A 14,560-nucleotide genomic window follows, 5' to 3' on the forward strand; every position below is an offset into this window, starting at 1 on the left:
ATAACGACCGCGCGGAGCGATCGGGCTTCGTCGAAACGGTATTCATTTTCAAACTCCGGACGATGTCCGGCGCTCCGCGTCCCTTTCCATCAGCTCAGCGGTGATCCGCGTGAGGATGAGAGATCGTGCCCGCGAAAGACCCCCTCAGTCGCTTCGCGACAGCTCCCCCAGAGGGGGAGCATCGACGCGACCAGATCCTCCCCCTCTGGGGGAGGTGGCCCGAAGGGCCGGAGGGGGATAGGCCGATGGCCGCAACCCGGATCGACGATTCCCACCGATCGCCGCGCGATCGCCTCTCCACAGGAGGAGGGGCGCGGGCCGGAGGGTCGATGTCAGTAGGGCAGTTGCTCCGGCGCCGGCGTTCCGGCCGGCGGGGTTTCGGCGGCTGGGCCTTCGGGGGCGGCGGGCGGGTTCAGGATGTCGCCGATCGGGTCCTCGCCGGCCGGAGCCGGCGGCTCGATCACCCCGCCGGGGATCGGCGTGGCCTTCAGGCGCGGCAAGGCCGCGGCCATGAAGTTGCGCCAGATCTCGGCCGGGGCGCCGCCGCCGGTCACCCGCTTCATCGAGGTGTTGTCGTCCTTGCCGGTCCACACCGCGGTGACGAAGCCGCCCGTGTACCCGACGAACCAGGCGTCGCGGTAGTCGCTGGTGGTGCCGGTCTTGCCGGCGATGTCATAGCCCTCGACCTTGGCCCGCGTGCCGGTGCCGCCGGCCACGACCTGGCGCATCATCTGGTTCATGTACTGCAGCGAGGGCGAGGCGATCACCTGGGCGCGCTGGCCCTTGTCGACGCCGTGGTCGTACAGGACCTTGCCGCTGGTGGTGCGGATCCGCTCGATGCCGTAGCCCTTGGCCAGGAAGCCGCCGTTCGAGAACGGGGCGTAGGCCTGGGCCATCTCCATCGGCGAGACCTCGACCGCGCCCAGGGCCATCGACGGGTCCAACTGGATCTTGCTGGTGATGCCCAGGCGGCGGGCGGTGGCCGCGACGTTGCTGGTGCCCACCTCGCTGGCCAGGCGCGCGGCGACCGTGTTGATCGACTGGGCGAGAGCCGTCTGCAGGGTCATCGGGCCCAGGTACTTGTTGGTGTAGTTCTTGGGCTCCCAGTTGCCGATCTTCACCGGCTCGTCGACGACCATGACGCTGGGATTGCGGCCCTGGTCCATGGCGGTCAGGTAGACGAACGGCTTGAAGGCCGAGCCGGCCTGGCGGCGGGCGCTGGTGGCGCGGTCGAACTGGCTGTCGCTGTAGTCGGCCCCGCCGACATAGGCGCGAACGCGGCCCTCGCCGTCGATGGCCACCAGGGCCGCCTGCTGCACGCCCTGGCCCTTGTGACCCTCGACGCCGGTCTGCACCGAACGCTCGGCGGCGACCTGGATCGGCAGGTCCAGGGTGGTCTCGACCACCAGGTCCTCGGTGGGTTCGCCGACCAGCGAGCGCACCTGGGCGTCGACATAGTCGGTGAAATACTGGGCGCGCTGGTTGGCCAGAGTGGCCGAGACGCGGACCGGCTCGGCGAAGGCCTGGTCGCGCTGCTCGGCGGTGATGGCCTTCATCCGCACCATCTCGTCCAGCACGATGGTGGCGCGGCGGGCGGCGCGATCGCTGGCCGAGACCGGCGAATAGCGGGCCGGGGCCTTCATCAGCCCGGCCAGCAGGGCGGCCTCGCCGACGGTCAGCTGCGAGGCGGGCTTGTTGAAATAGCGCTGCGAGGCGGCTTCGATGCCGTAGGCCCCGGCCCCGAAATAGACCCGGTTCATGTAGAGGGCCAGGATCTGCTTCTTGCTGAACTTCAGCTCCAGCCAGACGGCCAGGATCAGCTCCTGGGCCTTGCGGCGATAGTTCTGGGCCGGGCTGAGGAACAGGTTCTTGGCCAGCTGCTGGGTGATGGTCGAGCCGCCGCGCTGGGGGCCGCCCTCGTGGCTCAGGTTCCAGATCAGCGAGCGGGCGATGCCCCACGGGTTGAAGCCGATATGGTGGTAGAACTGGCGGTCCTCGATGGCGACGAAGGCGGCCGGCACGTAGTCGGGCAGGGCGTCCAGGTCGACCGGCGGCGCGTACTGGCTGCCGCGCACGGCCAGCAGGGCGCCGGAGCGGTCCAGATAGTTGATCGAGGGCTGGCGCTTGACGTCGTACAGCTTGGAGGTGTCGGGCAGGTCGCTGGCGAACACCGCGAAGAAGGCGACGACGAAGATCAGGCCCCAGACGCCCAGCACGACCGTCCAGTAGAGCAGCGCCTGCAGGGGCGTGCGTTGCGGCTTCGCCGGCTTGTTCCCGCCGAAGGTACCGTTGGCCATGTCGTCCTTAATCCCGCAAACGCGCGGTCGCCCCGGGGCCCGCGCCGCACTTCGTTTAGCCGATGCCCACAGAAGGCGCGACAAGATTGACGAGAGATGAACACATCTTCACCCGCCTCGCGCGCGCCCTTGCACCCCGGGCGTGTTCATGGTTCGTTTCGCCTTCCGGTCGCGGCGCGAACATGCTGGCGACCTTCCGTGCGGGGCCGTTGAAGCCGATGTCAGCCTTCAAGCCGATTTTGGCGGCCGGATCATGGCGCCGCGCTTGGCCTGGCCCCCGCGCGCTGTCAAAAGACGCCTGTGTACGACCATCCTGATTCCGCATACGGGGCCCCTGCGCCGGGGCCGGCCGTCTCGCTCGACGCGGCGCGCGAGGTGCTGCGCCGCACCTTCGGCCATGCGGACTTCCGAGGCCTGCAAGCCGGGGTGATCGGCGAGCTGCTGGCCGGGCGCAGCGCCCTGGCCGTGCTGCCGACCGGCGGCGGCAAGAGCCTGTGCTACCAGATCCCCGCCCTGGTCCGTCCGGGCCTGGGCCTGGTGGTCTCGCCGCTGATCGCCCTGATGGCCGACCAGGTGGCCGGCCTGCAGCAGGCCGGGGTGGCGGCCGAGCGGCTGGACAGCAACACCCTGCCGGGCGAGCGGGCCGAGATCTGGCGGCGGATCGACGCCGGGGTGCTGGACCTGCTGTACCTGTCGCCCGAGGGCCTGATGCAGCCGTCGATGCTGGAGCGGCTGTCGCGCCTGCCGCTGTCGCTGGTCGCGGTCGACGAGGCCCACTGCGTCAGCCAGTGGGGCCATGACTTCCGGCCCGAATACCGCATGCTGGGCCGCCTGGCCGAGGTGTTTCCGCATGCCCCCCGCCTGGCCGTCACCGCCACCGCCGACGCCCGGACCCGCGACGACATCCGCGCCGAGCTGCGCCTTTCGGGCGCGGCCGAGTTCGTCGACAGCTTCGCCCGCCACGAACTGGCCCTGAACGCCGAACGCAAGAAAGGCAAGGGCCACGACCGGGTCATCGAGCTGGTCACCGAGCGCCCCAACCGCGCCGGGGTCGTCTATGCCGGCAGCCGGGACTCCACCGAGAAGCTGGCCGAGAAGCTGATCGCCGAAGGGATCCCCGCCCTGGCCTATCACGCCGGCCTCGACAAGGCCGTGCGGGCCCGGCGGCTGGAGGAGTTCCTGGAGGCCGACGAGGCGGTGATGGTCGCGACCATCGCCTTCGGCATGGGGGTCGACAAGCCCGACGTCCGCTTCGTGATCCACGCCGACCCGCCGGCCGCCATCGAGGCCTATTGGCAGGAGATCGGCCGCGCCGGCCGTGACCGCCAGCCGGCCGAGGGCATCACCCTCTACAGCTCGGCCGACCTGGCCTGGGCCGTGCGGCGGATCGAAGCCCAGAGCGCGCCCGACGAGGTCAAGGCCGTGCAACTGCGCAAGCTGCGCCAGTTCTACGCCATGCTGGAGGGCGTCACCTGTCGCGCCGCCGCCGTCCGCCGCTATTTCGGCGAGGAGGGAGTCGAGCGTTGCGGGGTCTGCGACATCTGCGTCTCGCCGCCGACCGGCGTCGACGCCACCCAGGCCGCCCAGAAGGCCCTGTCGGCCGCCCATCGGATGGGCGGGCGGTTCGGACGCGGCCGCCTGGTCGACCACCTGCTGGGCAAGACCAAGGACGTGACCCCGGCCGAGGCCCAGATGTCGACCTTCGGCATCGGCAAGGAGTTCAGCCCCCAGGGCTGGCGCGACCTGATCGACACCCTGGTGTTCGAGGGCCTGCTGCGCGAGGACCCCAATGACGGCCGGCCGCTGATCGGCCTGGGCGACGGCGAGGGCGTGCGCCAGGTCTATCGCGGCGAGCGGCTGGTCTCGGTGCGCCAGCAGGCGGCGACGGCCGACAGTCCGGGACGTTCCGGCGCCGGCAAGACGGCCCGCAAGCGCCAGGCCCTGACCGTGCCGCTGGAGGACCAGGCCCTGTTCGAGGCCCTGCGGAGCTGGCGGCGCGAGGAGGCGGCTCTGCAGCACGTGCCGCCCTATGTGATCTTCCACGACGCCACCCTGGCCGAGATCGCCGCCGCTCGCCCGGCCACGGCCGCCGCCCTGGCCAAGGCCGGCGGGGTGGGCCAGGGCAAGCTGGACCGCTATGGCGAGGCGGTGCTGAAGGTGGTGCGCGACAACTAAGTTGGCGCCGGACAGGGAAACGTTTCACGGCGCGATGTGTTAGGCTGGCTGGCGCCTCATTCCACGGGATTTCGCATGACCGACTTCACGATCAAGACTCCGGCCCCCAAGGCCTCCGCCAAGACGAAAGCCCAGGCTGGCGTGAAGCGCGCCAAGGCCGCCGTCGAAAAGGCCGTCGAGACCGTGGCCGAAAAGGCTGAGGTCGCCCGGACCTACGCCGCGGAGAAGGCCGATATCGGCAAGACCTGGACCGCCGAAAAGGCTCAGGTCGCCCACCAGCAGGCCGAGGAGCATCCCGTCGCCCTGGCGGTCGGGACCTTCGTGGCCGGCCTGGTGTTCGGCTTCCTGCTGGCCCGCAACTTCGACCGCTAGGCGTTACAGGGACAGCCGCTCGGCGGTGACGCCGGCGGCCCGCAGCGCGGCCAGCCGGGCGAAGGCCAGGGTCAGGGCCTTGCGCCGCGCTGGGGCCAGCGGGGCGACCGGCGCCTCGCGCACCACCGCGCCGCCGAAGCCGTCGGCGACGATCAGCCCCGGCTCGTCGGGCAGGATCCCCTCGGGAAAGTCCGGTGACACCGCGAAATAGAAGGCGTCGCAAAAGGGGGCGTATTCGGGCCATTTGCGGTCGACCCGGAAGTCCTCCAGCCCCGACTTGACCTCGACGATCAGCACGTCGCCCTTGGGGCCCAGGGCCATCAGGTCGGCGCGGCGGCCGTTGGGCAAGGTCACCTCGGCCAGGGGCGCATAGCCCAGCGAGACCAGGAACCGCCCGGCCCCGCGGGTGACCAGGCCGGTGGTCTCGGGCCGCGAAGGCCGAAGATCGATGACGACGTCCATGCCGGAACCATGTTCCAGCTTTGTTCGCGGATCAAGAGTGCTTCGTCACCCGCAGCATCGACGTATCGTAGCCCATCGCCCTGGCCCTCCCGATCAGCGCCTTCAGCTCCACCGGGGTCGGCGGCCTGCGGGTCAGGAGCCACAGATAGCGCCCCGAGCCCTCGCCGACGATTGACCAGCCGTAGTCGTCGGCGTGGTCCAGCACCCAGTAGTCGCCCACGAAGAACGGGCCGAAGAACGAGACCTTCAGCTTGGCTCCAGTCGCCCGGTCGGCGACCTTGGCCTCGCCTTCGCTGACCTTGACGGGGCCGGTCGGACCGCCCTGATGGCAGGTGTTGACCACGCGGATCAGGCCGTCGGGCCGTTTGGAATAGACCGCCGTGACCCCGTCGCAGCCCCTCTCGAACGGCATGTCGTAGCGCGCCGCCTCGTACCAGAGGCCGGCGTAACGCTCGAGGTCGACGGCCTTGGCCGGGCGCGGCGGATGCGAATTGCCGCTGGGCCCGGCCACGCAGGCGGCGATGGAGGCCGTGGTCAGCAGGACGGCGGAGAGCGGCCCCGGCAGGCGGCGGATCACGGTCAGGCCGGCGGCTGCTGCGGATATTCCAGCTTGGCGTAGCCCAGGGCCTTGACCCGCGCCAAGGCCTGGGCCCTGGCGGAAGGGTCCATCACCGGCTTGCGCGACAGCAGCCAGACGAAATTGCCGCCCGGCGTGGCCATGATCGCCCAGGACTGGTCGTCGGCCCGGTCGAGCACCCAGTATTCCTGCTTCTTCAGGCCGCCCAGGAAGCTCATCTTGAACTTGGCGTTCTGGGTTCCCGAGACGATCTGGCCGGTCGTGTCGAACACCTTTTCCGCGCCCGAGGCCGAGCCCTTGCGGCAGACCTGGTGCACCGAGAAGCCGTTGGCGCCCTTGCCGGTGAACTCTGTTGTCGGGGCCTGGCAGTCGCGCTGGCCCGAATTGGGCGTGCGGGCGATCTCGTACCACTTGCCGGTATAGAAGCTGGCGGCCACCGGCTTGGACGGCTGTTGAGCCGCCGCCCAGGCCGCGACCGGGGTCTGGGTCGCGAGCAGGGTCGCGGCGATCAGGATCGTAAGTCTGTGCATGATGCCCATCTTGCCCCCCAAACCTTGCCCCAAGGACGCCAGGAACGCAAAGCGCCCCGCCGAAGTTCCGGCGAGGCGCTGGCGGTCGTGCGGCGGCGGCCTATTCGGCGGCGATGGTCACCGGCGTGGCGCGGTCCCTGAAGTTGATGGCCTGCAGGTGGCGGATGCCCTCCTCGGCGATGTCGTCGCCGACCATCCGCTCGCCCTCGCCCTTCAGCTCGTCCAGGTCGACATACATGGCGTAGAAGGCCTTGGTGCGTTCGGTGATGATGCCGGCGTTGAGCAGCGTCTTGACCAGCACCCGGAAGATGTTGGTCTGCTCCTTCATGTTCTCCCGACGCAGGTCGTCGGTCATGATCTTCCCATACTCCTCGACCACCTTGTCGGGATCCAGGCCGAACTCGGCGTAGAGGTCCAGCTGCTGGTGCGGTGAGACCAGGTTGAACAGCAGGGTCTGGAAGCAGTGCGCCGCCCAGTCCTCGATGATCGCGTGCTCCTCGGGGGTCAGCTTGGGCACCGTGCGGTCGGCCCAGATCTTCCCGAACTTGTGGTGGAAGGCCTCGTCGGTCATCACCAGCTGCAGCATCTTCTTGCCCAGCGGATCGTTGATCTGGGTGTAGAAGGTGGCGAAGGCCCCCATGGCCAGGCCTTCGACCAGCATCTGCATGCCGATGATCTTCTTGTAGACCTCGGGCGCGCCGATGATCTCGACCAGCAGGGTCTTCAGGGCCGGGCCGCATTCGACCGGCTTGCCCCAGCGGGCCTTGATGTACTTGGCGAAGGCGGTGACGTGCCGAGCCTCCTCGCGGGTCTGGTTGGCCGCGTATTCCTGGGCGCCCTGGTCCTTGAGCACGTGGCACAGGCTGGCCGACAGGTTCAGCGCCCCCTGCTCGCCGTGCAGGATCGACGAGAAGCTGCGCAGCACCGACTGGTTGATGAAGCGGATGCGCTGCTTGGGATCGCTGAGGTGGTTGGAGACGTAGTCGGTCGACAGGGCGATGACCAGATCCTCGGGAACCAGCGCCTGGTTCTCCATGTCGAACGGCTCGTCATAGTCGATATAGGCCTTGTCCAGCGGATCCCAGAAGTGGTCGTGGGTCGCGGAAATGATCTTGTCGAAGGCGGTCGAGCGGTTGTTGTAGCGGTCCAGCTCGAGCATCGACTCGAAGTCGTCCGGCGCCACCGCGTCGTACATGGCGTCCTTGGTGATGTTCTTGTCCGTCACGGGAAGTTCCTCGCCAATGGGTCTGGACAGGATCCGTCTAACGCGGGTCTCTTGCCTATCTGAACACTGTCCACTCAAAGAACCGGCGGGGTCAAATTAAAAATGACGGCTGCGTCAGGTTTGCAAAGCGGCGTCGCGCCGGGAGAAAACCCAACCATGGGCCTGAACGTCTTCGTCCTGACCGGCGCTGGCATCTCGGCCGAGAGCGGCCTGGGAACGTTCCGTGACGCCAGCGGAATCTGGACGCAATACGACCTCTCGGAGGTGGCGACCCCGGAGGGTTTCGCCCGTGATCCGGCCAAGGTTCGCGCTTTCTATAACGCCCGTCGCGCGAACCTGGCGGGCGCGGCGCCCAACGCGGCGCACCTGGCCCTGGCCCGGCTCCAGAAGGGCCTCGTCGCGCGAGGCGGACGCCTGTTCCTGTGCACCCAGAATGTCGACGACCTGCACGAGCAGGGCGGCTGCAGCGACGTGGTCCACATGCATGGGCAACTGGGGATCACGCGCTGCCACGGCTGCGGGGCGACCTGGCCGGATTCCGAGCCGCTGAGCGGCGAGACCGCCTGCGCCCGCTGCGGCGAAACCGGAACGGCTCGGCCGCACGTGGTGTGGTTCGGCGAGACGCCCCTGTTCCTGCACGGGATCGAGGACGCCCTGGAAGACAGCGACCTGTTCGTCGCCATCGGTACGTCGGGCGCGGTCTATCCGGCCGCCGGCCTCGTGGCCTGGGCCCGGCGGCTGGGGATCCGCACCTGCGAGCTGAACCTGGAGCCGTCCGACAACGCGCGGGTCTTCGACGAGCGCCGCTACGGGCCCGCGACCGAAGTCGTGCCAACCTGGGTGGATGAGGTGCTGGGCGGGCAGGGCGCGCGCCCTATCCCTCCAATCCCGCCAGCACCTTAGGGTTCTTCTTCGCCAACTCGACGATGCGTTCGATCAGGGCGTCCCGGCTCTCCAGAGCCAAGCCGTCGCGCAGGCGGGCCAGGCGGTCGCGGACATAGCCCCGGCCCGTGGCGTCTAGCAGGTTGGCCGCCGCCACCACGGCCGCCTGGTGCTTGCAGGCCCCGAACTTGTCGAAGCCTGGGCAGGTGCAGGCGCCCTCGCCGTCCGGCGCGCGCAGGGTGACGACATAGAGGTCGCCGGCGCTGCCGGTGACATGGCCGGTGACGACGTCGTCCTCGATCGCCACCAGGTCGACGGCCCCGGCCTCGGCCATGGCCGCGCCGCTCTCGAACCAGCGCTCGTCCATGCGGCCGCGCCAGGCGGCCTCGTCGAAAAAGGCGGCGTCGGACAGGCTGTCGGCGTGGCTCATGCGTCATCCTCGATGCGGTGGAGGGAGCCTTGAGCCCAGGTCGATCATTTGTCTAGGCCGGGCGCCCAGGCGGCGACCGGTTCGTTTCGTCCGGACGCCAACAGGGAGATCCGCATGGGAAAACCGATCAGTCCTCCGCCGGTCGTCGGCGGTCTTCGGGGCGAGCTGCCCGCCTATCTGTCGAACGGCGTGATCGGGCTCCGGGTCCGGCCCAATCCGCTGTCGGCGGGCATGACCCTGGTCAGCGGCCTGGCCGGCCGCCATCCGGCCCGCCACATCGAGGCCGCCGCCCTGGCCCCTTATCCGCTGGCCGCCGACATCAGCCTGAACGGGGTGTGGGCGTCGGACGCCAGCGACGCCCTGACGATCGTCGACCAGGTCTATGACTTCGAGACCGCCGAACTGACGACCCGCCTAGTCTACCAGCCCGGCGACGTGAGCGCCGAGATCACCGTGGTCGCGTTCTGCAGCCGCGACGATCCGACGATCGTCTGCCAGGAACTGAGCCTGCGGCTCGATGGGCTGGCCAAGGTCGTCCTGCGACCGATGATCGACGCCCGCGACGTGGAGGGCCGGGCCCTGGCCCACGAGCGCCACACGCCGGGCGAGGCCGAGCCCGCCTGCGACGGCTCGCTGCTGTGGGAGACCGAAGGCGCCCTGTCGACCTGCGGCCTGGCCATGGTCAGCAGCGTCGACGCGCCGGTGGAGACCCAGTATCCGCCGCTCCAGCGTGGCCGGCTCTATACCGAGCACAGCTTCGAGGGTGACCAGCGGCGCGAATACCGGCTGCGCCAGATTGTCAGCGTCACGCCCAACGCCATCCACGACCAGCCCGACCAGCACGCCGTGCGCATGGTCGCCTTGGCCCGCCGCCGGGGTTTCGAGGCGATCCGCGAGGCCAACCGCAAGCAGTGGCGCGACCTGTGGCGCGGCCGTATCGAACTGGTGGGGGCGCCGCCGCGCTGGCAGGCCCTGGCCGACGCCACCTTCTACTATCTGATGGCCTCGACGCACCCGTCGTCGCCGAGTTCGACCTCGATCTTCGGTTTGGCCACCTGGGGCGACTATCACTACTACTACGGCCACGTGATGTGGGACCTGGAGACCTTCGCGGCGCCGCCGCTGGTCTTCCTGCAACCGGGCGCGGCCGAGGCCCTGCTCGACTACCGCAGCCGCACGCTGGAGGCGGCCCAAAAGAACGCCCTGGCGCGCGGCCATCGCGGCCTGCAGTTTCCGTGGGAAAGCGGCCCGGCGACGGGGCAGGAGGCCGCGCCCTTGCCCGGCACGGCCTCCTGGCACGAGGACCATGTCACGCCCGATGTCGCCCGCGCCTTCGCCCTCTACGCCGCCGCGGCCGGCGACGAGGAATTCATGCGGGAGCGGGCCTGGCCGGTGCTTTACGGCGTCGCCCAATGGATCGCCAGCCGGGTGACCCCTACCGAGCGCGGGCACGAGCTGCAGGGCTCGATGGGCATCGCCGAGCGCCAACAGGAAAGCGACAATCCCGCCTTCGGCGTGCTCGCCTGCCAGGCCGCTCTCGACGACGCTCTGGATATGGCCGAAAGGCTGGACAAGCCCGCGCCGCCCGAATGGCGCGCGATCCGCGACACCCTGGTTCTGCCGATGCAGGGCGACCTGCTGGCGTCGCACGACGACTATCGCCCCGACGAGGAGAAGGGCGAGACCCCCGATCCGCTGATGGCGTTCTTTCCGCTCTGGCGCGACCTCGGGGCGGAGGTCGAGCGCGCCACCCTGGCGCATTACCTGTCGCTGGCCGACGCCTATGCCGGCGCGCCGATGCTGTCGGGCCTGCTCGGCGTCTGGGCCGCCTGGTCGGGGGATCGGGCGCTGTCGGCCCGCCTGCTGGAGGAAGGCTACGGCAAGTTCGCCTCGGGCCGCTTCAACCAGATCCTGGAATATCGTCCCGACCGCTTTCCCGAGCAGCCGCCGGCTGGGCCGTTCGTGGCCAATATGGGCGCGTTCCTGATGTCGCTGATCCAGGGCTTTCCGGCCCTGCGGCCGACCTTGGGCCCGCCCGAGACCTGGCCCCAGCGGCCGGTCGTGCTTCCGGAAGGCTGGGAGGCGATCCGCATCGGCCATCTGTGGGTCCGCGGCCGACCCTATCGCCTGGAGGCCCGACATGGTCAGCGGGCGACCCTGGAGCCCGTCGAGAGCGCGTAGGGCCGTCTGCTTCCTCGCAAGAGCCCCAGAACGGATCGACATTCCGATCCGGGGACCGAAAGCCTCGCCCTTCGACAAGCTCAGGATGAGGTTTTCTATGGCTCGGTCTGCAAATTGGTCCTCATCCTGAGCTTGTCGAAGGACGAGGACCGCGCACGGCCTTGAAGGTCGACCCGTCCTACGACTGCTCGACCTGCTCGATGCCCGCGTCGCTGAAGCCGAAATGGTGGGCCACCTCGTGAACGAAGACGTGCTCGACCAGCGCCTGGAAGCCGACGTCGCCCGCGCACCACTCGTCCAGGATCGGACGGCGGAAAAGCCGGATGCTGGAAGGGTTCGGCGCAACGTCGAACACGCTTCGCCGCGTCAGGTCGACGCCTTCGTAGACCCCGGTCAGCTCGAACGGGTCTTCGATCCCCAGGGCGTCCAGCGTTTCGTCGTCGGCGAACTCCTCGACCCGGACCTGGACGTCGCCGACCGCCGCCTTGATCGGCGGGGGAAGGTTGGCCAGCGCGTGGCCGGCCAGCGCGGCGAAATCGGCCAGCGATGGGGATCGGGCCCCGCTCCAGCCTTCCGAGGAGGCGGCCGCCGACGACCAGGCGGCGTCGACGGTCCTGCTCAGCTCGTCGGCCACGACATAGGCGACCAGGTCGCCCAGGGCGATGTCGCCGCGCTCGCACCATTCGTCGAGGATCGGCCGGCGATAGAGGACCAGCGTCGGCCGATCCTGGCCGACGTCCTGCAACAGGCCGGTCAGAGCGTACCGATCCTCGATCCCCTGGTCGTCCAGCACCGCGTCCGAGGCGAGGTCGTCGATACGCAGCGCCACCTCGCCGGCCTGCCGGCGGATCTCTGCGGGCAGGCCCTCGAAGGCTTTTCGCGCCAGGGTCGCCAGATCATCCAGCGAAGGGGCCAGGGTCGCGGCCAGAGGGTCGGTCCAGGTCATGGCCGGTAGATAGGCCGTCGGCGTCGCGTCGGAAAGGCGGGACCGCGAGGCCGTGACGGCCAGGCTCATCGCGCTCTGGTCACGCACGGCCTAATCTGTGAATCTGATTCGCTAACCACGTCCGCAGCCCGGGGGCCGACGACAAGCCTGATGACCTCGTCCGACTTGATCCTGGCCGCGACGGCCGGCGCGGTCTGCCTGGCGCTCTGCGCCACGCTGTGGGCCATGTCGCAGCGCCGGCGGTTCGAGGACCACCTCGTCCGCCTGAAGGCCCGCGCCGCGACGCTGGAGACGCGGCTGATGGACAGCCAGGGCGCCGCCGAGGCCTTCGAGACCGCGGTGGTCGTCCTGCACGACGACGGCGTCGACCTGGTCTCCGGCGAGGACGCTCTGACCGCCTGCGCCGGGATTCTCGACGTTCCCGCCGACGCCCAGGCCGTGGTCGTCGCCCTGACCGAGGCCGATCCGTCCCACGCCCACAAGCTGAAGGCCCTGTTCGAACAGGGCGAGGCCTGCGCCTTCGAGACGCGCGGCGCGCGCGGCGGGGTGCTGGTCGAGGGCCGGGCGGCGGGGACCCGGGCCTGGCTGCGCCTGGCCGCGGCGGCCGCCGACGAGACCGGCCTGCCGGACGCCCACCGCTTCGCCGCCTTCATGGACGGACTGGTCGAGCCGGCCTGGATCTCCGGCGCCGACGGCGCGCCGGTGTGGGGCAACGCGGCCTACCTGCGCGTCGTGGGGGTCGAGACGGCCGCCGACGCGGCGCGCGACAACAAGTCGATCGACCGGGCCGCCGACGCCCTGGCGGTCGAGGCCGCCAAGGCCGGTGAGCTGCGGGAGCTGGTCCGCTGGGTGCCGCTGGACGGCCGCCGCCGCGCCCTGCGCTTCTCGGCCCAGCCGCTGGAAGGCGGCGGCGTCGGGGTGTTCAGCAGCGACGTCACCGAAGTCGAGGACATGCGCGACGCACTGAAGAAGCACGTCGCCGCCCACGACGAGACCCTGAACCACATCGCCGACGGCGTGGCGATCTTCAGCGCTGGCCGGCGGCTAGCCTTCCACAACACCGCCTTCGCCGAGCTGTGGGGCCTGGAACCGGCCTGGCTGGCCGAGCGCCCGACCCATGGCGAGGTGCTGGACCGCCTGCGCCAGCGCCGCCGGCTGCCCGAGACGGTCGACTACGCCAAGTGGAAGGCCGCGGAGCTGGCGCGCTACGAGGACCTGGGCCCTCAGGCCGACGAGATGTGGGACCTGCCCGACGGCCGCACCCTGCGCGTCGTGCGTCAGCCCCACCCTCTGGGCGGCATGCTGCTGCTCTACTCCGACATCACTGGCGAGCTGCGGCTGAAAGCCCAGTACAACGCCCTGATCCAGGTTCAGCAGGCCACGCTGGACAAGCTGAACGACGCGGTGGCGGTGTTCGGCTCGGACGGCCGCCTGCGGCTGCACAACGAGGCTTTCGAGACCTTCTGGAACGTCTCGGCCCAGGCCCTGGAGGCGGCGGTCGACTTCGAGGGCGTGGTCGAGCTGTGCGTGCCGCGCCTGCACGACCTGAGCTTCTGGCGCGAGCTGAAGGGCCGGGTCGCCGATCCCGACCCGCAGATGCGCGCCCCGACCTCGGGCGAGACCCGCACCTCGGACAACCGCATCGTGGTCTACCAGAGCCGGCCGCTGCCGGACGGCGCGACCCTGATCGCCTTCGCCGACGTCACCGACACCCGCGCCCTGCAGAACGCCCTGGACGACCGCTCGGCGGCCCTGGCCGAAGCCGAGCGGCTCAAGCGCGACTTCGTTGGCAACGTTTCCTACGAGCTGCGCACCCCGCTGACGACGATCATCGGCTATTCGGAGCTTCTGGAGCGGGCCGACGGCCTGTCCGAACGCAGTCGCGGCCACGTGGCCTCGGTCCGGGCCGCCGCCACCCAGCTGGCCCGCTCGATCGACGACGTGCTGGACATGGCCCAGATCGACGCCGGCGAGATGGCGCTGGAGATCGAGGACATCCGCGTGGCCGGCCTGCTGACCGACGCCCAGGAGCGCTCGCTGAAGGCGGCCCAGCTGGGCGGGGTGACGCTGTCGGTGGAATGCGACAAGGACGTCGGCCTGATCCGCGGCGACCACAAGCGCCTGTCGCAGATTCTGGACCACCTGATCGAGAACGCCCTGCGCCAGACCCCCCCGGACGGGGTGGTCACCCTGTCGGCGCGGCGGGCCCTGGGCGAGGTGCGGCTGGACGTCTCGGACACCGGCCGCGGCGTGCCGTTCCACGTCCAGGCCCACATCTTCGACCGCTTCGTGGGGCGGGATCGCGGCGGTCCCGGCCTGGGCCTGGCCCTGGTCAAGGCGCTGGTCGAGCTGCACGGCGGCTGGGTGGCGCTGGAAAGCGAACCGGGCGCGGGCTCGACGTTCACGTGCCACTTGCCGGAGACGCAACAGCCCGGGGCGGCGCAGCCGGAGTTCGGGTTCTAGGCCAGAGATCCTCCCCCTGT

12 protein-coding genes and 1 pseudogene are annotated in these 14,560 nt (G+C 69.9%); 5 read left to right on the forward strand and 8 right to left on the reverse strand.

Annotated elements, in window-relative coordinates:
* Both ASD47_RS28210 and ASD47_RS11235 read right to left on the reverse strand, forming a co-directional pair.
* Window positions 1–105: pseudogene (locus tag ASD47_RS28210) on the reverse strand (hypothetical protein); the annotation flags it as partial.
* Between the two features lie 227 nt (window positions 106–332).
* A complete protein-coding gene (locus tag ASD47_RS11235) occupies window positions 333–2,297 on the reverse strand; it encodes a transglycosylase domain-containing protein (RefSeq protein WP_056755955.1) in 1,965 nt (654 codons plus the stop codon).
* A 300-nt stretch (window positions 2,298–2,597) separates the two neighbouring features.
* Between ASD47_RS11235 and recQ the strand changes: the two genes are divergently transcribed.
* On the forward strand, window positions 2,598–4,472 hold the full coding sequence (gene recQ / locus ASD47_RS11240) for a DNA helicase RecQ (RefSeq protein WP_200945254.1): 1,875 nt from the start codon (window positions 2,598–2,600) through the stop codon (window positions 4,470–4,472).
* 75 nt (window positions 4,473–4,547) lie between these two features.
* Window positions 4,548–4,844, forward strand: a complete 297-nt coding sequence (locus ASD47_RS11245) for a hypothetical protein (RefSeq protein WP_056755958.1) — start codon at window positions 4,548–4,550, stop codon at window positions 4,842–4,844.
* A gap of 3 nt (window positions 4,845–4,847) precedes the next feature.
* Here the strand turns inward: ASD47_RS11245 and mmcB are convergent, their stop codons facing one another.
* The 4 genes from mmcB to ASD47_RS11265 all read right to left on the reverse strand — a co-directional run bounded on the left by mmcB (window position 4,848) and on the right by ASD47_RS11265 (window position 7,638).
* On the reverse strand, window positions 4,848–5,306 hold the full coding sequence (gene mmcB / locus ASD47_RS11250) for a DNA repair putative endonuclease MmcB (RefSeq protein ID WP_056755961.1): 459 nt from the start codon (window positions 5,304–5,306) through the stop codon (window positions 4,848–4,850).
* A 31-nt stretch (window positions 5,307–5,337) separates the two neighbouring features.
* The gene (locus ASD47_RS11255) at window positions 5,338–5,880 is read right to left on the reverse strand and encodes a lipocalin family protein (protein ID WP_082564581.1); all 543 of its coding nucleotides are present in this window, start codon (window positions 5,878–5,880) and stop codon (window positions 5,338–5,340) included.
* Between the two features lie 5 nt (window positions 5,881–5,885).
* A complete protein-coding gene (locus ASD47_RS11260; protein ID WP_056756071.1) occupies window positions 5,886–6,413 on the reverse strand; it encodes a lipocalin family protein in 528 nt (175 codons plus the stop codon).
* Window positions 6,414–6,513: 100 nt separating this feature from the next.
* Window positions 6,514–7,638: a ferritin-like domain-containing protein gene (locus ASD47_RS11265; protein WP_056755963.1), complete on the reverse strand. Its 1,125-nt coding sequence runs from the start codon at window positions 7,636–7,638 to the stop codon at window positions 6,514–6,516.
* A gap of 156 nt (window positions 7,639–7,794) precedes the next feature.
* Between ASD47_RS11265 and ASD47_RS11270 the strand changes: the two genes are divergently transcribed.
* On the forward strand, window positions 7,795–8,541 hold the full coding sequence (locus ASD47_RS11270; RefSeq protein ID WP_056755965.1) for an NAD-dependent deacylase: 747 nt from the start codon (window positions 7,795–7,797) through the stop codon (window positions 8,539–8,541).
* Here ASD47_RS11270 and ASD47_RS11275 read toward each other — a convergent pair.
* Complete coding sequence (locus tag ASD47_RS11275) at window positions 8,513–8,950, reverse strand: SWIM zinc finger domain-containing protein (protein ID WP_056755968.1); 438 nt, start codon at window positions 8,948–8,950, stop codon at window positions 8,513–8,515. The two genes, ASD47_RS11270 and ASD47_RS11275, sit on opposite strands and share 29 nt — an antisense overlap.
* Window positions 8,951–9,064: 114 nt before the next feature.
* Between ASD47_RS11275 and ASD47_RS11280 the strand changes: the two genes are divergently transcribed.
* Window positions 9,065–11,131: a glycoside hydrolase family 65 protein gene (locus tag ASD47_RS11280; protein ID WP_056755970.1), complete on the forward strand. Its 2,067-nt coding sequence runs from the start codon at window positions 9,065–9,067 to the stop codon at window positions 11,129–11,131.
* Between the two features lie 178 nt (window positions 11,132–11,309).
* Here ASD47_RS11280 and ASD47_RS28215 read toward each other — a convergent pair whose 3' ends face one another.
* Window positions 11,310–12,164, reverse strand: coding sequence for a metallopeptidase family protein (locus ASD47_RS28215; protein ID WP_369800288.1), 855 nt, complete (start codon window positions 12,162–12,164; stop codon window positions 11,310–11,312).
* 63 nt (window positions 12,165–12,227) lie between these two features.
* Between ASD47_RS28215 and ASD47_RS11295 the strand changes: the two genes are divergently transcribed.
* Window positions 12,228–14,540: a PAS domain-containing sensor histidine kinase gene (locus ASD47_RS11295; RefSeq protein ID WP_056755973.1), complete on the forward strand. Its 2,313-nt coding sequence runs from the start codon at window positions 12,228–12,230 to the stop codon at window positions 14,538–14,540.
* Window positions 14,541–14,560: the final 20 nt, after the last annotated feature.

The sequence above is a fragment of the Caulobacter sp. Root1472 genome (assembly GCF_001426985.1).
Classification (GTDB): Bacteria; Pseudomonadota; Alphaproteobacteria; order Caulobacterales; family Caulobacteraceae; genus Caulobacter; species Caulobacter rhizosphaerae.